Raw genomic sequence first — 23,249 nt, 5'->3', positions numbered from 1 at the left:
GATTTTTGGAACATAAGGACAAAACTATCTACCATGAAGAAACTAATCTATCTATCATTATTTTTACTAACATTTATTAGTTGCTCTGTTAACAGAACAAATTACGATTACGACAAGTATACTGATTATTCTCAGTACAAAACCTATGATTTTTTTAACGATGCCGGAGACGGACTTAACGATTTTGACGTTAAAAGAATTAGAAATGTAATTGCTCGTCAGCTCAATAAAAAAGGAATGATCTATTCTGACACTCCAGATGTATATGTGAACTTTATTTCTAACCAAAACGAAATTCGAAATAACACTTCTATGGATATTGGTGTAGGTAATGAAAACTTCGGAATTGGACTTGGCAACATATCACTAGGTAATAGTACCGATGTACAACAAACCATTACCATAGATATTGTAGAGGCTAAAAAAAATAAATTAATATGGCAAGGAGCTATCCAAAGTCAAATTCGAGACAATCTTTCTCCTAGCGAAAAAGAAAGACATTTTGCTAACATTACTAAAAAAGTATTTAAAAATTACCCTCCAAAAAGATAATAGTTATGGCTTATGATCAATTCTTAGCGGAACGTATCTCTCACTTTTTCAATACGAAGAATACGCTTTTTAATGAAAAGAAAATGTTTGGCGGACTATGTTTTATGGTCGATGAAAAAATGTGCGTTGGTGTTTTACAGAATGAAGTAATGGCTAGAATTGATCCTGAAATATATGAAGAAGCCTTAACAAAAAGCGGTTGTCATGAAATGAATTTCACAGGACGCCCGATGAAAGGCTATGTGTTTTTAAGAGATGAAGCTATTGATTTGGATGACGATTTACACTATTGGCTTCAACTTGCCTTAGATTTTAATCCGAAAGCAAAAGCTAGTAAAAAGAAGAAAAAGAAATGAAATAAAAAACCGGGATTTAACTCCCGGTTTTTTTATTAGTAATCTAATTTTCTTAAATAATCTAACTTCAATTGCCAGATATCGAGTTCGTCTTTAAACTCTTGAATTCCTTTTCGAACACTTATCACTAAAGGATTGTCTTCAGTAGCATTTGAAATAAAACTCAAATTATTTTCTAGCTGTTGCATTTCACGAACATTTTCGTCAATTTTTCTACGTATGAATAGCTGCTCGCTATCTAGTTTTCTATAATCTTCCTGAGCCAAATATCCATTAACGATGTTCTTGAACTTCATTAACTCAATATCCGATCTGCCCATGTTCAATTTACCTAAGTGTGTATCAATTGCCTTATTGAACTTCTCATTTAAATGACGAGCATTCCTTGGTAATGCACCTAATTCTCTCCACTTAGCAATAGCACCTTCAACATCTTCAAGTGTTAAATTTTCTTGCGACTTTATTCCTTCAATAAATTCTTTCTTAGCTTCAACAACAACAAGCTGTTCTTTGTTTAATTCATTTTTACGCTCATGTAATCTATCAAAATAGTGGTTACAAGCATTTTTAAATCGTTTCCAGATTTCATCAGAGTATTTTCTTGGAACATGTCCAATTTTCTTCCAATCCGACTGAATTCTCTTCATGGTATTGGTTGTAGCCTCCCAATCGTTGCTATCTTTTAAACTCTCAGCTAACTCAACCAATTCCATTTTCTTCTTCAAGTTATCACTTTGAGCACTTTTCTCTGATTTATAAAATGAATTCTTTTCGGTATTAAAACGCTTTGTTGCCGCCTTAAATTTTTGCCATACTGCTTCACTTTTGCTGTATGGTAATTTACCTATATCAAAGTATTTCTTACGCAGTCCCTCTATATCAACAATACTCTTTTGCCAATCGTTATGAGTTTTGTTTCCTGAGGTATCATAGTTATTAATTTCTTCAACCACCTGCAACTTCGCCTCAATCATATCTTGATATTTCGACTTCAGCTCTTTAAAATGTAGATGACGTCTGTCGTGTACTTTCTTAGTGGCTTCACTAAACTTGTTCCAAACATCCTCTCTATGCTCCTTTCCTACAGGTCCAATATCTTCTTTCCATAAGCGATGTAACTCTTGTAACTCTTTAAAAGCCACATTAACATCTTGCACATTATCAAGAGCCTCTGCTCTTTCAATTAACTTTAATTTTTCTTCAAGGTTATGTTTAAAATCAAGCTCTCTAAAATCCTTGTTTAAATGCAATAAATCATAAAAACGTTCAACATGATGATGATATGTTCTCCATGTATCATTATAGCGTGTTTTAGGCACTGGCCCAACTTCTTTCCATTTCTTTTGAATTTCTTGGAACTCGTTGTACATGGTTTTCACATCACCTTCCTCTATAAGTCTTTTAAGCCCCTCAATTAAAACATTTCTTCTTTCAAGATTCTCTTTTAATTGCTTTTCTAATTGCGAATAATAAGCATCTCTTTTTTTCTTATAATCTGCTAAGAGCTTATTATATTCGGTTTTTACAGGACTAGAAAATTGGAAATCGATCGAATTACCCCCTTCAGCTAAAAATGCTTCTTTTTTCTCAGCTAAAAGCTTACCAAACTTAGAATTAAAGGATGTTTTAATAGCATCTACGTTATTCTTAAGCTGCTGAATTGGATGTGCTTTTAATAACTTTTTAAGCTCATCTACTAATTTATCCAACTCCATTGCTCCGTAATCCAACATAGGAATTTCGTGCTTCTCCGCAGATTTCTCGGATTCATGAGCTACTTCATTTTCAACTTCATTTACAGCTTTTTCAGCGTCAGTTATTTGTTCAATTTTTGTTGATTCTTCGATCTTTTCTTCCTTGTTTTCTAACATATCTACAATGTTTAAGTTCCTTTTAATTAGAGGTTAAAGATAAGCATTCTTAGGCAAATGCGCACCTTCTTTTAATTATCAATATATTATTTATTCCATATCTCCCAAGCTTTTTCAGCCTGTTGCTCAAGCATTTCCAATCCATTTTTAATCGTAGCTCCTCTCTCTTTTCCTTCTTTTAAAAAGGTAGTTTCGGAAGGATTATAAATTAAATCATATAATAAATGCTTCTCATTTAAACATAAATATGGAATATTTGGGGCTTTCTCAATATCAGGATAGGTTCCTAACGGAGTGCAGTTAATTATTAAAAAATATTTATTCATTAACTCAGAATTTAACTCATTATAAGTTAAATAACTCTCATTATCTTTCTTGTTTCTTGATACAAAAGCAAACTCTATATTTAGGGTTTCCAATACATGGGCCACAGCTTTAGAGGCACCTCCAGTGCCTAGGATAAGAGCATGTTTATGATGTTGTTTTAACAAAGGTTCAAGAGATTTTTGAAACCCGTATACATCAGTATTGTAACCTATAAGCTTGCCATCCTTCTCTATTTTAATTGTATTTACAGCACCAACTTTTTCAGCCTCTTTGTCTACTTCATCGAGAAAATCAAAAATTTCTAATTTGTAAGGAATGGTTACATTCATTCCTTTTAAAACCTCCTTATTCTCTGAAATTTTAACGGTAAGCTCTTTTAAAGACTCTAAATCAAAATTCACATAACTATGATTATCGAGCCCTAAATCAGAAAACTTGTCTGCAAAATACCCTCTTGAAAAGGAGTAAGAAATGTTTCTACCTATGAGTGCAAATAGTTCTTTATTTTCTTTTCCTTCCATAAAAATCTATCATTAAAATTAGTGCTATTCCAAATACAATGAAACCGATAGAAATTAATGTTTCGGTTTCTTGAATTTCTGGAATATATCGTTCGTAATTTTCAACTATTTTATTTCCTTTCTTATCCAGTAAAAATTGTGTTCCCTCCTTTTTATAAATGGTTTCCTTCCAAGGCCAAACATTACCTAGTGACCCTGTAATAAAACCAATTATAACGGCTGTTACAATTTGATGCCATCTTTTGAGTACATATCCCAATATGTGAGAGATTGACACTAATCCAAATGCAGAACCCGCTGTAAAAACACTAATAATTTTTAAGTATCTCATTTTTACAGGATCTTTAAGAAATTCGAAATTACCAGAAAAAACATTTGATATAACTCCTCCGAGTACATTTACACTATCAACTAAAAGTAATACGTAATTTCCTAAAAGGATAAGAATAAAAGAGCCTGACAACCCTGGTAAAGTCATTCCTGAAACACCTATTATTCCACAGAGAAAAACAAACCACAGATTATCATTTTCCTTAGCAGGTGTCATAAAACTAATCGCTAACCCAATGGAAGCCCCTATAATTAGTGCTATAATATTCTTTGTTCTCCAATCACCAAAATCTTTTGAGATATAATAAATAGAACCAATGATCATTCCAAAAAACCAAGCCCAAACATAGGTTTCATAGTTTTTTAAAAAGTAATCTAATATTAGCGATACACTAAAATAGCTGAACATACTACCAGCCATCACCAAGACTAAAAACTCTAAATTGGTATATCTAGAAAAGCTTTTAAAACGACCATTCAGTAAAAGTTTGAACGCTTTTGCGTTTACTCTTTGAAAGGTAAATATAAGTTCTTCATAAAACCCCATGACAAAAGCTACCATTCCTCCTGATACTCCAGGAACTTTGTTTGCTCCTCCCATTGTCAATCCTTTTAAAAACAGATTGACTTTCTCAATAAATGTGCGCTCTTGATGCATTGGTTTTAGTTGGAACCACGAAGTTACATATTTCTATTGCTTTTTGGTTGCTATTTTTTCTAATAAAATAATTAAGTTGAATCCTATTATTGCTAAAAGAACGGCATAAAGTAACTGTGGGTCTCCTTCATAACTACTTGGTAAGATACTTTTTTCCAAAAGAGGTTTAACCTCTCCATGACGATCAGTATAGGTAGAAAGTACTTTTTTCCAAGGCCAAACCTTGTTCAAAGACCCTAACATAATACCTGTCAAAGAGATAAGCATTTCATTTTTATATTTAGAAAACAACCATTTCAACAATTTTGAAAAAGTTGTTAAGCCTATGATAACACCAATTGCTATGATTGATATCACGACTAAATCCCTTTCAGATAGTGCTTTCATAACTAAAGGGTAAACACCAATTAATAACAATATATATGAACCTGAAATACCTGGTAAAATCATGGCACAAGAAGCCAAGGCTCCCGAAAAAACAAGAAATAAATAACCTGATTCTTGCCCTCCAATTGATGGTACAACAGTTATAATATACCCTAGAGCAACACCCAAGATACCCAAAATCAATCCCGATTTACTCCATTTTTCAACCTGTTTTCCAATATATAGGATACTTGCTAAAACAAGTCCAAAAAAGAAAGCCCATAGCAAGATAGGTTCATTTTTTAACAACCACTTTATCGCATTGGCCAATGAAAGAACACTTGTCAATATTCCAATAAAAAGAGCTAATAAAAAATTTCCATTAAGTTCATTCCAAGCCTTTTTAAACCCTTCCTTTTTTAAAGTTTGTAAAAGCCCTAGGTTTATATTGCTTATTGAAGTAAGTAACTCTTCATAAATTCCTGAAATAAATGCAATTGTTCCACCTGATACTCCTGGTACTACATCCGCAGCTCCCATGGCCACTCCTTTCAATCCAATTACTACATAATCTTTTAATGATCTACTCATAAAGTTGTTTGGTTATTGTTTTTCTTTTTTTCTAGATTTAAAATGAACTAACTTCTTTTCTTTTTTAGCAATCGTATCTTTCTTTTTTTCTTTTTTGCTTTTTAACCCAATCTTTTGACCAAGCTCTTTCAAGTTATTGAAATTTACCTGATAAGATAAACCGACACCTTGCGTATACCCTTCATCATCTATTGAATATTGCACATCATTCTGTCTATTAAAAACAGTACCTCTCAAATTTCCTTCTTCATTCAATAACACTTCCACTTTTACCTCACCCACAACATTGGTTTGGGTATTGTTACCCACTGGAACACCTACTTTCCCATTCACTAAAACCTTATCACTCAACTGAGTACTTACCGAAACATCTACCTGATCATCAATATTGTTCCTATTCTCGACATTTCCTCTATCACCCTGAACATATCCCACTCCTACTTGAAACTTATTATCGTCGCTATTTAACATACTCGATAATATACTCGAGGCAATTTCAGAAGCTGTTCCTGTTAAACCTGTTGTTGCACTTGTTCCAATAGCCTCTTCATTATAAAACGTTCCAAAAGCTAACAAAAATGAAAAATGCTGCATTTTCGTATTCAAATCGTTTTCATTTAATACAAATTCTAACTCCGAACTAACTGTAGAATCCGCATTTGGAATTTTAATATCAAACTCTTGTTTAGAACTGAATAAACCTCCTGTAATTTTGGTGTACAAATCTATAGGAATTTTTCTGCTGGAGCTAACATTATCTAATATTTGAGCTGGATTTGCATTGGTACGATACACGGCTGTTATATCAAGCTCTGCTTCATAAGGGTTACCACTCCATGAAATGGTTCCTCCTTTTTGAACAATAAACGGTTTGGTAATTCCAGCATATTTAAAGTTATACTGTCCATTATCCACTTTGAAGTCACCAACCATATTGAACTTTCCTCGGGTGTTAATATCAATTGATAGGTTTCCTTGTCCACTTCCCTTTAATTCACTTCCAGAAACTTTATCAATTACTACTTGAGCCACTGCGTCTTTTGTAACATCAAGTTTAATTCTCAAATCAAGTCCTTTAATATCTTCGATAAGTCTTTCTTTTTCTTCTACCTCATCAACTCTTTTTTCAAAGTGAATCAATTTATAATTCTCAACCGTTTTAATATCGCTCAACGGAATTACAAAAACAGTACCTGGTTGAGTTTGTCCGTTCACTTCGATATCTAAATTACTAGTTAATCCAGTAATCTCCGCTCTTCCATTCAAAAATCCAGTACCATAATACGGCACTTCCTCATCTTCCTCAGTATCAAGAATTAATAAATTATCCGTGGTAATATCCAAATCAAGAAACCACATATCAAAGTTTTGATGTGCAATATATCCAGAAAGATTTCCTTTTGTTTTATGCTTTGTATCTTCTAAGATTACGTTATTAAGTTTAAACTGCTGACCATCCAATTCAATATTCGTATTTCCCTTTAAATCAAAATCTACATTTAAATATGGAAATGTTAATCCCGCTCCTTCGACCTTAAGCAATCCTTTGAACTCAGGATTTCTAACAAACCCTTTTGCTTCAAAATCGCCAGAAACCTTACCTCTTAAACGTGATAAGACCTCTTGTCCAAGTGGACTAAACGCATCTATTTCATAATCTCGTAAGGAAACATCGAGATCCATTTCTGGTCGTTCAGCAGAAAAATCAAGACTTCCATTAGCGAAAACACTCTTCGCTTTACTGTTGTTTAAAGACATACTTACATCAAACTTGTCATAAGAATTATCTCCAATAACATGTAATATAAGATCTCCTTGCTCAAAATTATTTATCTTGAAATTATTAACAAGAACATTCGCTTTTGGACTTACTTCCTCTTCTGTTTGTTTAAATGTAAGTTGTCCATTTACCTTTCCATTAAGTTTTAAACTATCTATAGTAGGTAAAAAGCTCTCTAATTTTACATTTTCGAAATTCGCTTTAAAATCGCGATCAATCAAGCCTTTGATATTCCCTTCGACCTCAATTTTTTGCTCATCGGAAACCAATATAAAAGGGCTTATAGCAAAGTCGTTGTCATGAATATTAAAAGTTACTTTATTGTTTTTATCTTCTTTCGGGTTTACAATCCAATCAAAACCTTTATAACTTAATTCAGACTTTTGAAATCCAACAACCCCCTTTTTTTCACTATTAATCGTATAATACAAATTGAGTTCTAGGTTTTCCTTTCTTTCTTTTCCAGCCTTAAACTCGGACTTGAAAAACAAGGTATCTCTTTCCGTTCTGTTCAAAAGGTTTAGCTTCTCAATTTTATAATATTTTGTATTAACCTTATTGGCTGTTAAGTGGGTATTAAATACAGGGTTTTTATTATCGAGTTTAAGTGCTAGTTTTTCGACAATATTGCCGTAAGCATTTATTTTTGGGGTAGAAAAATCTAACTTTATCGAGTTATTACTTGAATTAACTCGACCTTTTAAACGTGTATTCCCTTCAATAGAAATCTGAGGAAAAAATACATCTATAATTTTATTATGAATTTTGAAATCGAATTTTAAAAATTGATTTTCTGAAATTTCAAGTGGTTCATAATTGGTATAAACACTTCCTAAAGCATTTTGGGTAATTGGCCATAATTCATTGAACAAAAACTTTCCTTCTAACTTTCCTTTGACAATATCATCCGAATTAATTTCAATACTTTTGATGCTGTCTTTAATTGCTGAATTTACCGTAAACCTTTTAAAGTTATACCGGTCCTTCTGGTTTTGATATTTAAAGTTTTCAAAAGTTGCATTTCCTACAATATCATCAAAAGTATTCCCAGAGATATCTAGAACCAACCTTCCTTTAAGTTCAGAAATCGAGTCTCTTGTAAACAGGTTTGTTTTTCTAAGGTCAACTTTGGTCATATCCGCTTCAAAATCGAACTTATTTATTTCAGAAGAAAAGTCAGCCAACCCTTGAAACTGCATCATAAAGTTCTCATCTCTAGACTCTAGTTCTCCTTTAAATTTCTTTTTCTCGAACTCTCCATTAACAATCAGGTCTTTATATTCATATCCATTAAACTCCAAATTGCTAACTGTTCCTAATATAGAAGTATTAATATTGTCTACATTAAAACCACTTCCTCTTACATCCGCACTTAATGATATTTTACCAAATAAAGGATCATTAGCAAAAACTCCTACATCAAAATTATCGAAAACCACCTCGCCTTCATAATTCGCAAAATCTATGTTATCAATATTTGTAAGCTGTAAATCCGAAATAGTAGTTCCAATATCTGAATTGACTGTAAGCGTTGCTTCCATTTGATCAGGGGTTACCTTAACCAAACCGATCATAGTAAAATTTCCAAGTCTTTGAAATTCGGAAGGCAACGTGCGTCCTAATAAATTTGGAAGTACACTTTTTAACTGATAATAATTTGCCGTAACATTTTTTATATCTGCATCAAATACAAAACCTCTATCGGTATTAAGTGCATTTACAAAACCTAGATCACCAATAATTCTCATTCCCTTTTTAGAATGCATTTTCACATTAGTAGCACTGAAATTATTTAAAACCCCATTTACTTTCCCTGTGAAGTGAATCATATCATCACCATTAAGTTCATTGTACAACTTATTCAAATCTTTAACAGCTAAATCACTTTTCTTAAACTTGGCTTTAATTTTTACTTTGTCATTAAAGTCTGCTAGATACTCCCTCTTGTAAGTTAATTTTATATCGGCATCAATTCTAGAATCATTATCAGTTTGAAGAATTGTATTATCAAACTGCATATGAGTTTTTGTATATATGAAATCTGTATTCAGACTGGTAATATTTACGCCTCTATTTTCAGTAAACTGCATATTTCTAATTTTCATAGAAACATCGGGACCTATAATTGAAAAGTCATTAAGTTCCGCTGAAGTATTGCTTGCTGAAAATTGTAAAAGTTCGTCTTTATTCTCGTCTAGTAATTTAAAATTCAATCGTTCCAAACGAATTAGCTCACTTTTAAGAATAAACGGAGTTGATAAACTATCTTTTGGCTTACCATCTTCAAAACTTTCAATAAAAACCGCTAGGTTATCATCTTTTTCTCCTTTGTAAGTTTTTAAATGAAACTGAACTCCTGACAGCGAAGCTTCACCCAGATTTACTTTATTATCTACAATTTTTTTTACGTTAATAAGTGAAGTCTTAAGGTTATCAACGAAGATCAAAGTATCCTGATGATGATCTCGAATCTCAATTCCTTTTAGATTAACACTTCCCAGCCAAGATAAATCTATTTTTTTTACAACAATATTAGTTCCAAAATTCTCATTTACATAATCCGTTGCATACTTCCCAATGGTGGTTTGTGTTATTGGTAACGACAATATAAGTATTATCAGTAGCAAAAAAATTGCTACATACTTGAGGGTTTTTAACGTTATGTTTTTAAGTCTTTTAATACTATTTTTTTTACTCACTACCAATTAACAAAAGTAACTACCTAACCCCAAAAAACTTGCCTTATTACAAAGAAAATTAGTTTTTAACGAATTTCTAACACATTATGAATATTTTTGCTAGAAATTTCTTAGAGTTTGAGCACACAAAAAATATATATTTTAGGTATTGAAAGTTCTTGTGATGACACAAGTGCTTCAGTTATATGTGACGGAAAAGTGTTGAGTAACATTGTTGCCAATCAAGAAGTTCATGCCAAATATGGTGGTGTGGTTCCTGAACTGGCATCAAGAGCTCACCAACAAAACATTGTTCCTGTGGTGCAACAAGCTATTGAACAAGCTGGTATTACCAAAAAAGATTTAAGCGCTGTTGCTTTTACAAGAGGCCCAGGACTAATGGGCTCGTTACTTGTTGGAACTTCCTTTGCGAAGTCTTTAGCTCTAGGCTTAAATATTCCTTTGATTGATGTAAATCATATGCAAGCTCATATTTTAGCTCATTTTATCAAAGAGGAAAATGGAAAAATTCCTCCCTTCCCATTTATATGTTTAACCATTAGTGGTGGGCATACTCAAATTGTAAAAATTACCGATCATTTTGACATGGAGGTTCTTGGAGAGACCATTGATGATGCTGTTGGAGAAGCTTTTGATAAATCTGCTAAAATTCTTGGTCTTCCATATCCTGGAGGTCCTTTGATTGATAAATATGCTCAACAAGGCAACCCGAAAGCTTTCAAATTTAGCAAACCAAAAGTTGGCAATTTAGAGTTCAGTTTTAGTGGCTTAAAAACAGGAATTTTATACTTCATCCAGAGAAATGTAAAAGAAAATCCTAATTTCATTAAAGAAAATCTTTACGACATCTGTGCTTCAATTCAACATACCATTATTGAAATATTGATGGATAAAATAAAGAATGCCGTTAAGCACACAGAAATAAAACACATTGCTATTGCTGGTGGGGTTTCTGCTAATTCTGAAATCAGAAAACGCCTTCAAATGGCAGAAAAACATTGGGGATGGACAACCTATATTCCAAAATTTGAATACACTACAGATAACGCAGCTATGATTGCCATAAGCGGTTATTTAAAATACTTAAAAAACGAATATTCAGATGTTTCTGTTACTGCCAAAGCTCGTTTAAAGGTTACAGAACTTTAATCATTATTATTAATTAAAGCTTATGGATGCACTTATTAATTTTTGTCATCACGTATCTTCTCTTGACATTAATGCCAAAAAAGCTTTACACAATGCTAACTTTGAAAGTAAATTTTTCAAAAAAGGCGAGCCTATTTTAAGAGAAAACTCTTATTGCAATCATTTATACTTTATTACAAAAGGATTAACGAAATTTTGTTTTTCATCTGAAGAAAAGGAATTTATTATGCGTTTTTTTCCTGAGAACATACTTTTTACCAACTTAGATAATTACACCTCTGGGAGAAAATCAAAATATAAATTTATTGCTATTGAGGACACATCTTTAATTCAAATTAGTATTACCGAATTTGAACTTTTGTGCAAACAACATCATTCTATTGAAACCTTCTACCGAAAATTCATGACCATGGCTAACAAAAACATGATGGAAAGAATCAGTGAAATGCTAGAAGAGGAAGCCAAAAACAGGTATGAAAACTTTACGAAAAAATTTCCTTTCCTTATGCAACGTGTCAGTTTAGGAGATTTATCGAACTACTTAGGTATTACCCAGGTTTCATTAAGCAGAATACGCGCAAAGTAGCTTTTACTCTTTTAAAACTAACTACTGCATTATTTTCTTACTTTGAATAAGTTCGTTTAACTGCCCAACAAAATCTATATTGTTTTTAAAAGAACCATGATTTTGATAAATCCCTGATAAGGAACCTAATTCTTCCATTTCTTCATTATAAAACTCTACTTTATCTGCAAAATTCAAGTTTCCTTTTACGATTCTACCACATTTTAATGCACTATTAACCCGAGCATTACATCTACATGAATTTTTGGGATTATAAACACCACAATTAGTATTTAAAAAACCACCTAATACCTTTCTTGATTTCTCTAAACGTTTTCGAAAGTTTTCTGGAGAAGTATTTGTTACTTCAGCCCCTATGGTACTTTTTAATTTTAAAATACTCCCTAATATGAAGGCAACTCTATGCTCTCTATTTAAACATTGCAACATTGCCAAAGTACAACTTGTTTTTAACTCTTTCTCCAACAAATCTCTATCTGGTAAGTTATATTCTTTAGGACCTTTAAAGGTTTTTAAATCCTCTGCATATATATCAAAAGAAACCAATACTTTTTCTATATCGGTTTTCTTAAAATTGATTAAATAATTCGTTGCAATTCGATATACCCAAGTTTTAAACTTGCTCTTATTTTCAAACTTACCCAAATTGGTTATCACTTTCACCAAAATTTCCTGAGTAGCGTCCTCAGCATCTAGTCTATCCCATAAAAATCGTAAGGAAATATTAAAAACATATTCTTGTATAGAGTTAATTAAGGTTGCCAAACTTTTTCTATTCCCTTCTAAACTTTCTTTTATTAATTGTAGTTCGTTCATATTCGGTTTTAACTCGTACGAACCTTTTACAGACCCGTACGAGTTGATTTTTATTTTTTAAACTTATCTAATAAATATTGTCCATGCGGATTGTCTTGAATCATTAACCAATTCCCATCGGCTTGCTTTCTTAAAATAGCTATAGACAAACCACTTTCTTTTATTTCTGTCCCGTCAGGAAGGTTTCCAACCATACTCCAAGGCGAAATATGTTTTGCTATATTCCCCGAAATATAAATTTCATGTCCACCGAATTTATACGTCGGATTAAACATTACAAACTGACTAAAGGCTTTTCTTAAATTTTCTTTTCCTTGAATAGGTTTCTGAGGTTCAAACATAACCACAGCGTTTTCTTCATATGTCGAAAGTATTCCATCAATATTTTTGTTTTGAAAAGCGCTTACCATTTTACTAATTGTACTATACACTTTCTTTTGATCTTCATTAAAATTTGCTACCATTTCTTTGTTTGTTTGAGCACTACTAAGAGAAACGAATCCCAAAGTCAATACGGTTAAAAAATAATTTCTAATTGTAAACATTTGTTTCTTTTTTTATAATCGATGAATTTCGACTATACATTATTAGACAATCAAAAATGCCTACTGTGAATTTTTAGCTCATTTTTTTTTTATAAAGTCATTTCCGTACCTCCAACCAAACATCAAAAACTATTTTTTAAGAGATTCTGTTTTTTTATCATATGTAAAAAAGAATACCATTTTCATTAAAGAAATTTGAGTCATTCTTAATAAATACAAATCTATGAACACTCAGTCATCTTTAAACATTGTTAACAAACATTTAAATTATCCCAAAGTAACTTTGGTAGAAACGACAACGAGTCAATATCTTCATATTGCCGCGGAAATTGATAAGACATCTTTTCCTTTTTTCTTAGGAAAATCTTCATGCAAGAAATCAGTATTGAAATTTTGCAAAGAACAAGCCGAAAATATTGAGAAGAAAGCGGGAGTTATCAACTGTTCAATTTTTAGTGCAATTATAATTCCCCCTGGACGAGGTAAATATGTTCAAGAAAACATTAGTAAAACACATTTGGCTAAATTCGATGTTGTAATTTTGATTGAAATCGACTCAACAGAACATGTTGAAGAATTACTCAAGAGTAAAGTGTACCAAGAGCTAATATCTAAAATAAAATCAAAATCTTCTTATCTACATATTGTAAAAGCCTCAAATGTTCGACAAATAGGGCCTGTTAACCATTCCAAGCAAGGTATTTTCTTGTTTAATTATTTTTACGCTCAAAATACTTCTCAAAATCTGTTAGTATGGGAGTATACTGCTGGTTGGTTTGAGAAAGAAACCAAACTGAACAATTCTACTCTGTTATTACCAGGTGATAATTCAAAATATACTATTATTAACCATTGCCGTTGGGATAGTCTTTGGAATATCATTCCCCATTTAATCTTCAAAAAAACTTTCAAAACTTATGTTTTAGATAATTTTTACGCCAACAAGGTTGGAGCTCAACCTATACTATACAAACTCGTTTAAACATTTTACGTTCGCATTTATTTTTTTTAATATTTTACTGTAACTTAGCTTTCAACCAACAACTACTAACTTTCATAACGATGTCTGAAACACAATCTATAGATGTAAGTAAGGATAGAATTAAGCTACCTTTTAATTTTGATGTAAAAAAAATGACAGAAGAGTTTGAAATACTCAAAGAAAAACATCTGTCTCAATATGAATATTACGATGCAATACCATTAAGAGCTCCTGCACATTTAGTGGACCCAAGCATTCCTTTTCCCCCTCCAGCTGACGATTACGCGGATGGTTCTTGGACAGCTTGGCTTGATACTGATAAACTTAAAACATCTCAATACTTAACTGATATTGTTAATTTCTTTAGAGATAATACCAAAGTTACTTTAGTTAGACTACTCAGACTTGCTCCAGGTCAAGTGGTAAAAGAGCATACGGATCCGACCTTAGCTTTAGAAGTTGAAAAGTCTGTGGTTCGATTAACCATACCCATAATTAATAATGATCGTGTTACGTTTTATTTAAATAGCACTCCTGTGGAAATGGCTCCAGGTGAATGCTGGTACTTAAAACTAAATGATCCACATATGATTACTAATTACGGAGAGGAAGAAAGGGTTAACCTTACAATAGATATGATTCCAAATGAATGGTTAAGAAACATTATTGAAGAAAGTATAAGATAAAAAAATCCCGAGAACTTTTCTCGGGATTTTTTCTAATATTTTCTTTTAGTCTTTATACTACATCCAATTGCTCTAGTATATGTTTGTGAAGGTTTTTCTCCTTTCATTATAGAAGAAATAGCATTTTCTACAAAAGGGACCTTTACATTTTTTTCATTAAGAGAACTATCATCAATAGCTCCAATATACTCAACAATCAATTTATCATTTCTCTTGTTCAAAATATAAACGTGAGGAGTTTTTGTTGCTCCGTACTGCGGATATACTTCTTGTTTTTCATCAAACAAATATGGAAAAGTAAACCCTTTTTCTTTGGCTCTTTTCTGCATTCCTTCAAAACTATCTCCAGGTGTAACAGCTGGATCATTAGGGTTAATGGCAATAACAGGGTATCCTTTATTCTTGAATTTTTTATCAAGCTCAATGATTCTATCCTCATTCGCAACAGAGTAAGGGCACATGTTGCACGTAAAGATTACGATAAATCCTCTTGCTTCTTTATAGTCTGCCAAAGAGACCTTTTTACCATCAACATTTTTCAAAGAAAAATCAGCAGCAATATCTCCTACTTTATATCCTTTTGGAGGTTGTGTTGTAAACGACGATAATATCGTTACTAGTGTAAGTAAAAAAACAGTTTTTAAAAGTTTCATGATTTTATTGTTTTAAAAAGGTTTGTAACTCATTTTTCAACTCTTCATAGTCAAAGGATTGCTCATAGAATTTTCTTTTCTTTTTATTATAAATAATGGTTGCAGGTATCGAGCCTGTCCATTCCTTTGCGATATCTTCTATCCAAAACTGTTCGTTAGAATCGTTAAATATTAAAACTAATGACTGGATATTTTTCTTTCTTAGGAAAGGAATTACACTTCTTTCCTTTTGACTCGCCAAATCAAGACTCACTAAAATTACCTCTACATTTTTATTTTTATATTCTTTATTTAGTTTTTCAAATGCTGGGAGTTCTTTTACACATGGGACACACCAAGTCGCCCAAAAGTTTATTATATAGGTTTTCCCATCATTTTTATGCAACAAAGGTTTTAATTGTTCGTATTTCAAAACATTAACCTCCAACTTCTTATTCTCTTGAGATTTTATCTCAGCACAAACTAACGCTGACAACACTAAAGAAAGGCAGATAATTTTTTTTAGCATAACGAAATATTAGTTATCTCTAAAAATAATCAATTAAATTCCATTCAACGCTACTTAACAAAATATTAACAAGGAAAAAGACAAGAAATTACTGAAAGAAAAAAAGGTAAAGCTCACGCTTTACCTTCTATTAAGTTTTTGAGAAATATGCTGATTATCCAAAAATTTCATTTAATATTTTGGCTAATCGAATACCTCCTTTTTGTAACTGCTCTCGAACAATTGGCATATATACATAAGAATAACGATAACGTAGGTTCTCACCAGGTTCCGCAGAATCATAAACTCTCTTAGTTAATTTATGCGTATCATGAACCCAATCAACAACGGTTCCTTGTTTAATCTTTTTTATTTCACCCTTTGATAAACATTTCTCATTTTTTGCCAACTCCAAATAACTCATTCCCCATTGATTTATTAAATCCTCATCCCAAACTCTATGTAAGTTTGTTCCTTTACCATGCCACTGAACCTGGATTGTATTTGCCCCTTTGTCTTCCTTCCTTCCTATATGCAAAGGCTGATGCAAATCTCCCATAAAATGGACCAACATTTTTAAATAAAACTGCTTATCCTCTAATGTACTCTCTTTAGATTTTAAAACTTCGATGCAATACTCAATTCCAGTTACTAAATCTCCTCTCTTGTTTTTTGCACTTATACCATAGGTCTTATTTAATGACATATTAACATAATGCCACGGAAAAAACTTACTATACTTTCTATCTGATTTTATTTCATCAGCGAATGTTGATACAAAGGCTAAGCTTTCGCCTTTTAACAATTTTTGAATTTTCTTCTTAGCTTTTCTTGTTAAATATTTTTCTGCTATTTCTCCAGTTGCTCTATGTCCAGTAGGTCCCCAAACATCATTTGAAAAACTTTCTGTAGATAAAATAAAACTAAAAATAACAATTAAGAAACGTCCCACCATACTAAATTGATTTTCGGCTAAGTTATAAAATACTGTTTAGAAAAAATTTGCATAATTCAAAAATATTTTTATATCTTTATGATATCAAAATAATATCACTTTAAATTAACAGAATATGAAATCAGAAAAAATTATCAAACCAGCAAATGGCTATTTGTTATTCTTTATAGCTCTCATTTTATTTATTGGAGGAATCGTAATGACTATAAAACAGGAAAACCCCGTACACCTTTTGGCCACGCTAATTGGTTTTATTCTTTTCTTTGGTTTTATACTAGTAAATCCCAATTCATCAAAAGTTATCCTTCTCTTCGGTAAGTATGTAGGTACAGTAAAACAAAACGGTCTGTTTTGGGCAAACCCACTTTATAAAAAGAAAACAATCTCTTTGAGAGCGAGTAATTTCGATAGTGAGCGATTAAAAGTTAACGATAAACTCGGTAACCCAATTATGATTAGTACGATTTTAGTTTGGAGAGTTACTGAAACATATAAAGCGGCTTTTGATGTTGATAATTATGAAAATTTTGTTCGAGTTCAAACCGATGCAGCAGTTAGAAAATTGGCTAGCATGTACCCTTATGACAACTTTGCAGATGAAGACCATGAAGAAGATATTACTTTAAGATCAAGTGTAAATGAAGTTAGCGATGCTTTGGAGAAAGAATTAGAAGAACGTTTGTCTATTGCAGGTATAGAAGTTTTAGAAGCCCGAATTGGTTACTTGGCCTATGCACAAGAGATTGCAAGCGCAATGTTAAAAAGACAGCAGGCAACAGCAATAGTAGCTGCAAGACATAAAATAGTTGAAGGTGCCGTTAGTATGGTGGAAATGGCTTTAGAAGAATTAAACAAAAAAGAAATTGTAGAACTTGATGAAGAGCGTAAAGCTGCAATGGTAAGTAACTTAATGATTGTGTTGTGTGGAGATAAAGAAGCTTCACCTGTAGTAAACACCGGAACTTTAAATCATTAATAAAAAACAAACATATGAAAGAATATAAAGTAGTCGATTGGAAAATGGGGTTTTCAAAAAATAATGAAAAACTTGAGGATACCTTAAACACTTATGCCAAACAAGGGTGGCGAGTTATTAATATTGCAGAAAGCACAACCAGAATAGTCTTCGAAAGGGATAAAAACCGTTAAATAGTTTTATTATGAAAGTATTCAAAGAAGAACAAAGGTTTACGCAATCATGGCTAATAATTTTATTAGTAATAAGTGCAATAGTTCCTATTACAATTATTACCAAAGAACTAATCGAGAAGAAAATAACTACCCTCGAATACCTCTCTATAGTTGCATTAATCATTTTTTCGATTTGCTTAATTTTCATATTCAAACTAAGAACACGAATAGACGAAATAGGAATTCATTATCAGTTCTTTCCATTTAATCTCAAAATGAAAACCATAAAATGGATTGAAATATCAAAAATACATATTCGAAAATATGACGCTATTTCAGAATATGGTGGATGGGGCTTTAAACAGGGAGCTCTGTGGAGTAAAAAAAATGGAAATGCTTTAAATATTAAAGGAGATATAGGAATTCAGCTAGAGTTAAAAAATGGAAAAAAGTTATTACTTGGAACTCAAAAAAAGACTCAAGCTGAATCTGTTATTAACAATTATAAACATCAATTAACCGCATCATGATTCGTTTTATTCTTTATATTATTTTCATAGTACTTACAGGGGTTTACAGCATTTTTGCTCAGATTCAGCAAGATGAAATCACTATTATGAACGATTCTATTACTCTATCAGGAACCCTAAGCTATCCCCAAAAAAATACCCCCTTGATTATATGGGTTCATGGCTCAGGAAACATCGACAGGAATGGAAACCAGGGAAATATTATAAAAGCAAACTACATTCAACAATTTCGCAATGAGATAAACAAACACGGTATTGCTTTTTTTAGCTACGACAAGAGAACGGCGAATAAAAACAATTTTAAGTTCCTGAAAAACATTACATATAATGATTTATATAAAGATGTTTTAGTAACGATCGATTATTTTAAAAAACTAAATGAATTCCCGGAAATTGTTTTAATCGGTCATAGTCAAGGAAGTTTAACAGCAATGTTAGCATCAAAGAACATAACTAAATTTATTTCAATAGCAGGTCCATCGAAACCTTTTGATGAAATTCTTCTAGATCAAATTACTAAAGGTAATCCGAGTTTAGCAGGCATTACCAAAGATCATATAAATGAATTAAAAAAAACTGGTAAAATTGAAGCTATCGATCCGAAGTTAGTTACTATTTTTGCCAAACCAAATCAGCAATTTCTACTTTTCTGGATGCAATATGATCCCTCGAAAGAAATAAAAAAGCTCTTAATACCTACCTTAATAATTAACGGTACTAAAGATTTACAAGTTGGTGTTTCTGAAGCTCAAAAACTCAAGCAAGCTTTACCTAAAGCGAAGCTGACTCTTATACCAAATATGAATCATGTTTTAAAGGAAATAAAAGAAGATCAAAACAATTACCCCTCTTATTTTTCAGCTGATTTTCCGATTTCAACAGAACTAATAAAAACAGTTGTTGATTTTATAAAAGAATAATTATGGCAAAAAAAAAGGCATTTGCATTACGACTAAATGAAGATATGCTTAAAGCAATTGAAAAATGGGCTGCCGATGAATTTCGCTCTACAAATGGGCAAATTGAATGGATGCTAATGCAAGCTCTTAAAGAAGCAAAGCGAGCTCCTAAAAAAGAAGAATAGTAATTTTATTTTAAATAAAATTTAGCTTCTTTTAATATCAACTTCACCATAAAAAAAGGATTTCTTCGCTTTTTTAACACTCTACAAACCTATCTGTTAACATTTTTTTAAGAAGTTTAATTAATACTTTTACCCCTTATTCACACTAATTAAACCTTTTAAAGAAACCTACGTGTTTTCATACTTCTGAGTATTAAGTATTAAAGGTTACATGTGACCATTAAAACCAATAAAAATCAACACATGAAAAAACTTTTTTCAATACTATTTCTATTAATTGGCTCTTTTGCATTTGCCCAAGAGTTTTCAATGGATTTAGTAAAAAACATGAAACCAAGAAACATCGGTCCTGGAGGCATGAGTGGTAGAGTTACCGCCATAGATGTTGTTTTGAAAAATCCAGATATTATCTATGCTGGAACTGCTTCCGGAGGAGTATGGAAATCTACTTCAGGAGGAACAAAATGGGAACCCATTTTCGAAAAACAAGTTACAGCTTCTGTCGGAGCACTTGCCATTCAACAATCTAATCCAAGTGTTATTTGGGTAGGTACTGGTGAAGGAAACCCTAGGAATAGTTTAAATGGGGGATATGGAATTTTTAAATCTCTAGATGCTGGTAAAACATGGAAATCTATGGGACTCGAAAAAACCCGTCATATTCATCGTATTGTAATTGACCCAACAAATCCTAATGTTGTTTATGTTGCAGCAATCGGTTCTCCTTGGGGCGAACACAAAGAAAGGGGCATTTACAAAACAATTGATGGAGGTAAAACTTGGAAACAAATTTTATTTAACAACATAAAAACAGGGGCTGCCGATTTGATTATGGATCCATCAAATCCAAATAAATTGATTGCCGCTATGTGGGAACACAAACGTGATCCATGGTTCTTCAAATCTGGAGGAAAAGGAAGCGGCTTATTCATTACACATGATGGAGGAGATACTTGGAAAAAAATTACCGATAAAGAAGGTTTTCCAAAAGGAGACCTTGGAAGAATAGGTGTTGCCATTTCTCGATCAAATCCCAACGTAATTTACGCTTTGGTAGAATCTAAAAAAAATGCTTTATACAAAAGTGAGGACGGTGGATTCAAATGGAAAAAAATAAACGATAAAAACGGTATTGGAAATCGTCCTTTCTATTACTCTGAAATTTATGTAGATCCTCAAAATGAGAATAGGTTATATACTATTTTTACTTATGTAAATGTTTCTGAAGATGGAGGAAAAAATTTCAAACAATTAATGCCTGCCTATGGTGTTTCTAATGGAGTGCATCCTGATCATCACGCATGGTGGATTCACCCAGAGGACGGTTCGTTTATGATTGATGGGAATGACGGTGGTTTAAACATTTCGTACGACAAAGGGAAGTCTTGGCGTTTTATTGGAAATTTACCCGTAGCGCAGTTTTATCATATTAATGTTGATAATGAGTACCCATATAATGTTTATGGAGGAATGCAAGATAATGGTTCTTGGAGAGGCCCTGCTTACGTATGGAAAGTACAAGGTATTAGAAATTCATATTGGCAAGAAATAGGTTTTGGAGATGGTTTTGATGTTGTTCCTGACAAAGATGATTCTCGTTATGGCTGGGCAATGAGTCAACAAGGATTTGTTTCGAGATATGATTACCAAACAGGAAACAATTATACTGTTCGTCCAACACATCCTGATGCTGAAGTAAAATTACGTTTTAACTGGAATGCAGCTATTAATATTGATCCTTTTGATAACTCAACAATTTATTTCGGAAGTCAATTCGTTCATAAATCTACAGATAAAGGGTTAACATGGGAAGTTATTTCTCCAGACCTTTCAACTAATGATAAAAGTAAGTTAAAACAATCGGAAAGTGGAGGCTTAACTATGGATGCAACAGGTGCTGAAAATCACTGTACTGTTTTAGTTATTGAGCCTTCTCCTTTAGAAAAAGATATGCTTTGGGCAGCTACTGATGACGGTCAAATTCATATTACACAAAATGGAGGTACAAACTGGACCAATGTTTCTGCAAACATTAAAGGTTTACCAGCCAATAGCTGGGTAACTCAAATTAAAGCTTCCAATAAAAACAAGGGAGAAGCTCTATTAGTAGCTAATGACTACAGAAGATTCAATTACACACCTTATGCTTATAGAACCAAAGATTATGGTAAAACATGGGAACGAATTGTTAAAGAAGGTGATGTTGAAAGTTATACTTTATGTATTGTTGAAGACTTAGAAACTCCTAACCTGTTATTCTTAGGAACAGATGACGGACTTTACGTTTCTGTTAATGCTGGAAAAAAATGGACTAAATGGACCAATGGATTCCCTACTGTTTCTGTAAAAGATTTAGTAATTCATCCTAGAGAGCATGATTTAGTTATTGGTACTTTTGGTAGAGCTGCATGGATTTTAGATGATATAAGACCTTTGAGAAAAATAGCTCAAAGTAACAATGTTTTAACCAACAACATTACTTTATTTGCACCTCCTACTGGATATCAAGCTTCTTACCAACAACCTACAGGAAGTCGTTTTGGAGGTGATGCTTTGTACAATGGAGAAAATAGAGGTTTCGGGGCACGTATCGCTTATTACTTAAACAAACCTAAAAAAGAGGTAAAAGAAGATAATAAGAAATCTAAAAAGAAGTCGAAAACTAAAAAGGAAGATACAAAAGATGCTAAAGAAAAGAAACCTGAGGTTAAATTCGATTCGATTAAGTTTGAATTCTTTGATGGTGATCGCTTAATTAGAACTTTAAAAAGAAAAACTCCTAAAGAAAATGGTATTCATAGACTTACTTGGTATATGGATGAAAAAGGAGTAGAACGTCCATCAAGAAGAACAAGAAAATCAAAGAGAGAGCCTTCAGGTGTTAGTGTTAAGCCGGGAACATACAAAGTAAAGGCAACTTTTGGAGATAAAACTTCAGAACAAAACATTACTATCGAATACGATCCAAGGTTAAAGCTATCAAAAGAGGCTATTGATGAAAAGTACAATGCTTATAAAAAACTTGAAGGATATCAGAAAACTATTGCCGATATTGTTAAGCAATTAAATGAAAGTAAAAAAATTGCTAGTGATTATAAGGGGAAACTCACAAAAGAAGACAAAAAGAAGTATAAGGACGCTATTGGCAAGTCGAAAAACATTGTTAAGAAAATAGATTCTCTAACTTCTATTTATCTTGGAAAAGTTGATAAACGACAAGGAATTACAAGAAGCCCAGATGTTACCGTTTATCAACGACTAAATACTGCACGTTGGTATGTTGGAAGTAGATTTGGAAAACAAACCAACACTGAAGTACGTTTGATTGTTCAGTTTGAAGAATCTTTCAAAAAGGCCTTGGAGGGAACTAATAAATTTTTCTCCGATGATTGGAAGAAATATCGTGAAGAATTAGAAAAAATCACAATTTCTCCATTCAAAAAAACTGAAATTTTCTCGTTAAATTAATTTATCGTAATATTGAAATCCTCCAATACATATTGGAGGATTTTTTCATTATAAGTCAAGAGTTTAATCCTAAAAAAAATTAACTCTTCAATCTAAAAACCCTAAACGAGTTCAGTAAATAAAATT

At 32.2% G+C, this 23,249-nt stretch carries 22 protein-coding genes; 12 read left to right on the top strand and 10 right to left on the bottom strand.

What is annotated here, in order from left to right; translation table 11 throughout:
- Positions 1-33 precede the first annotated feature (33 nt).
- Together ACKTTV_RS20880 and ACKTTV_RS20875 are read left to right on the top strand one after the other, a co-directional pair.
- Complete coding sequence (locus ACKTTV_RS20880; RefSeq protein WP_408032824.1) at positions 34-552, top strand: DUF4136 domain-containing protein; 519 nt, start codon at positions 34-36, stop codon at positions 550-552.
- A 5-nt stretch (positions 553-557) separates the two neighbouring features.
- A complete protein-coding gene (locus ACKTTV_RS20875) occupies positions 558-908 on the top strand; it encodes a TfoX/Sxy family protein (RefSeq protein ID WP_408032823.1) in 351 nt (116 codons plus the stop codon).
- A 35-nt stretch (positions 909-943) separates the two neighbouring features.
- On the opposite strand, the gene ACKTTV_RS20870 is transcribed toward ACKTTV_RS20875, so the two are convergent.
- From ACKTTV_RS20870 to ACKTTV_RS20850, 5 genes are all read right to left on the bottom strand, one after another.
- Entirely contained in the window at positions 944-2,779 is a 1,836-nt protein-coding gene (locus ACKTTV_RS20870) for a DUF349 domain-containing protein (RefSeq protein ID WP_408032822.1), read from the bottom strand.
- Between the two features lie 86 nt (positions 2,780-2,865).
- Complete coding sequence (locus ACKTTV_RS20865; protein ID WP_408032821.1) at positions 2,866-3,627, bottom strand: shikimate dehydrogenase family protein; 762 nt, start codon at positions 3,625-3,627, stop codon at positions 2,866-2,868.
- Positions 3,608-4,615 carry a DUF368 domain-containing protein gene (locus ACKTTV_RS20860; protein WP_408032820.1) on the bottom strand — a complete coding sequence of 336 codons (1,008 nt, stop codon included), beginning with the start codon at positions 4,613-4,615 and terminating at the stop codon, positions 3,608-3,610. The genes ACKTTV_RS20865 and ACKTTV_RS20860 overlap by 20 nt, the downstream gene beginning before the upstream one ends.
- Positions 4,616-4,648: 33 nt before the next feature.
- Positions 4,649-5,572, bottom strand: a complete 924-nt coding sequence (locus ACKTTV_RS20855; protein ID WP_408032819.1) for a DUF368 domain-containing protein — start codon at positions 5,570-5,572, stop codon at positions 4,649-4,651.
- 12 nt (positions 5,573-5,584) lie between these two features.
- Entirely contained in the window at positions 5,585-9,958 is a 4,374-nt protein-coding gene (locus ACKTTV_RS20850) for a translocation/assembly module TamB domain-containing protein (protein WP_408032818.1), read from the bottom strand.
- A gap of 210 nt (positions 9,959-10,168) precedes the next feature.
- Here ACKTTV_RS20850 and tsaD point away from each other — a divergent pair, with 210 nt between their 5' ends.
- Together tsaD and ACKTTV_RS20840 are read left to right on the top strand one after the other, a co-directional pair.
- Positions 10,169-11,200, top strand: a complete 1,032-nt coding sequence (gene tsaD / locus ACKTTV_RS20845; RefSeq protein ID WP_408032817.1) for a tRNA (adenosine(37)-N6)-threonylcarbamoyltransferase complex transferase subunit TsaD — start codon at positions 10,169-10,171, stop codon at positions 11,198-11,200.
- Positions 11,201-11,222: 22 nt separating this feature from the next.
- Positions 11,223-11,786, top strand: a complete 564-nt coding sequence (locus ACKTTV_RS20840) for a Crp/Fnr family transcriptional regulator (RefSeq protein WP_408032816.1) — start codon at positions 11,223-11,225, stop codon at positions 11,784-11,786.
- 21 nt (positions 11,787-11,807) lie between these two features.
- Here ACKTTV_RS20840 and ACKTTV_RS20835 read toward each other — a convergent pair whose 3' ends face one another.
- Together ACKTTV_RS20835 and ACKTTV_RS20830 are read right to left on the bottom strand one after the other, a co-directional pair.
- Positions 11,808-12,602, bottom strand: a complete 795-nt coding sequence (locus tag ACKTTV_RS20835; RefSeq protein WP_408032815.1) for an RNA polymerase sigma factor — start codon at positions 12,600-12,602, stop codon at positions 11,808-11,810.
- Positions 12,603-12,652: 50 nt separating this feature from the next.
- Entirely contained in the window at positions 12,653-13,147 is a 495-nt protein-coding gene (locus ACKTTV_RS20830; RefSeq protein ID WP_408032814.1) for a YybH family protein, read from the bottom strand.
- A 223-nt stretch (positions 13,148-13,370) separates the two neighbouring features.
- On the opposite strand from ACKTTV_RS20830, the gene ACKTTV_RS20825 reads away from it, so the two are divergent.
- Together ACKTTV_RS20825 and ACKTTV_RS20820 are read left to right on the top strand one after the other, a co-directional pair.
- Complete coding sequence (locus tag ACKTTV_RS20825; protein WP_408032813.1) at positions 13,371-14,129, top strand: hypothetical protein; 759 nt, start codon at positions 13,371-13,373, stop codon at positions 14,127-14,129.
- Between the two features lie 80 nt (positions 14,130-14,209).
- Positions 14,210-14,815, top strand: coding sequence for an aspartyl/asparaginyl beta-hydroxylase domain-containing protein (locus tag ACKTTV_RS20820; protein WP_408032812.1), 606 nt, complete (start codon positions 14,210-14,212; stop codon positions 14,813-14,815).
- 32 nt (positions 14,816-14,847) lie between these two features.
- Here the strand turns inward: ACKTTV_RS20820 and ACKTTV_RS20815 are convergent, their stop codons facing one another.
- The 3 genes from ACKTTV_RS20815 to ACKTTV_RS20805 all read right to left on the bottom strand — a co-directional run bounded on the left by ACKTTV_RS20815 (position 14,848) and on the right by ACKTTV_RS20805 (position 16,910).
- Positions 14,848-15,468: a thioredoxin family protein gene (locus tag ACKTTV_RS20815; RefSeq protein WP_408032811.1), complete on the bottom strand. Its 621-nt coding sequence runs from the start codon at positions 15,466-15,468 to the stop codon at positions 14,848-14,850.
- Between the two features lie 4 nt (positions 15,469-15,472).
- The gene (locus ACKTTV_RS20810) at positions 15,473-15,976 is read right to left on the bottom strand and encodes a TlpA disulfide reductase family protein (protein ID WP_408032810.1); all 504 of its coding nucleotides are present in this window, start codon (positions 15,974-15,976) and stop codon (positions 15,473-15,475) included.
- A gap of 154 nt (positions 15,977-16,130) precedes the next feature.
- Positions 16,131-16,910: a S1/P1 nuclease gene (locus ACKTTV_RS20805; RefSeq protein ID WP_408032809.1), complete on the bottom strand. Its 780-nt coding sequence runs from the start codon at positions 16,908-16,910 to the stop codon at positions 16,131-16,133.
- 115 nt (positions 16,911-17,025) lie between these two features.
- On the opposite strand from ACKTTV_RS20805, the gene ACKTTV_RS20800 reads away from it, so the two are divergent.
- The 6 genes from ACKTTV_RS20800 (at position 17,026) to ACKTTV_RS20775 (ending at position 23,123) form a co-directional block, all read left to right on the top strand.
- Positions 17,026-17,886: an SPFH domain-containing protein gene (locus tag ACKTTV_RS20800; RefSeq protein WP_408032808.1), complete on the top strand. Its 861-nt coding sequence runs from the start codon at positions 17,026-17,028 to the stop codon at positions 17,884-17,886.
- Between the two features lie 14 nt (positions 17,887-17,900).
- Positions 17,901-18,059 carry a DUF4177 domain-containing protein gene (locus ACKTTV_RS20795; protein ID WP_408032807.1) on the top strand — a complete coding sequence of 53 codons (159 nt, stop codon included), beginning with the start codon at positions 17,901-17,903 and terminating at the stop codon, positions 18,057-18,059.
- 11 nt (positions 18,060-18,070) lie between these two features.
- A complete protein-coding gene (locus ACKTTV_RS20790) occupies positions 18,071-18,571 on the top strand; it encodes a hypothetical protein (protein WP_408032806.1) in 501 nt (166 codons plus the stop codon).
- The gene (locus ACKTTV_RS20785; RefSeq protein WP_408032805.1) at positions 18,568-19,491 is read left to right on the top strand and encodes an alpha/beta hydrolase family protein; all 924 of its coding nucleotides are present in this window, start codon (positions 18,568-18,570) and stop codon (positions 19,489-19,491) included. Before ACKTTV_RS20790 ends, ACKTTV_RS20785 begins: the two co-directional genes overlap by 4 nt.
- A gap of 2 nt (positions 19,492-19,493) precedes the next feature.
- Complete coding sequence (locus ACKTTV_RS20780; protein ID WP_408032804.1) at positions 19,494-19,655, top strand: Arc family DNA-binding protein; 162 nt, start codon at positions 19,494-19,496, stop codon at positions 19,653-19,655.
- Between the two features lie 243 nt (positions 19,656-19,898).
- Positions 19,899-23,123 (top strand): WD40/YVTN/BNR-like repeat-containing protein, encoded by a 3,225-nt coding sequence (locus tag ACKTTV_RS20775; protein ID WP_408032803.1) that lies wholly within the window; start codon positions 19,899-19,901, stop codon positions 23,121-23,123.
- Positions 23,124-23,249 lie beyond the last annotated feature (126 nt).

The organism is Tenacibaculum xiamenense (assembly GCF_964513065.1).
Taxonomy (GTDB): Bacteria; Bacteroidota; Bacteroidia; order Flavobacteriales; family Flavobacteriaceae; genus Polaribacter; species Polaribacter xiamenense.
This window is presented reverse-complemented; position numbering and strand designations above follow the sequence as displayed.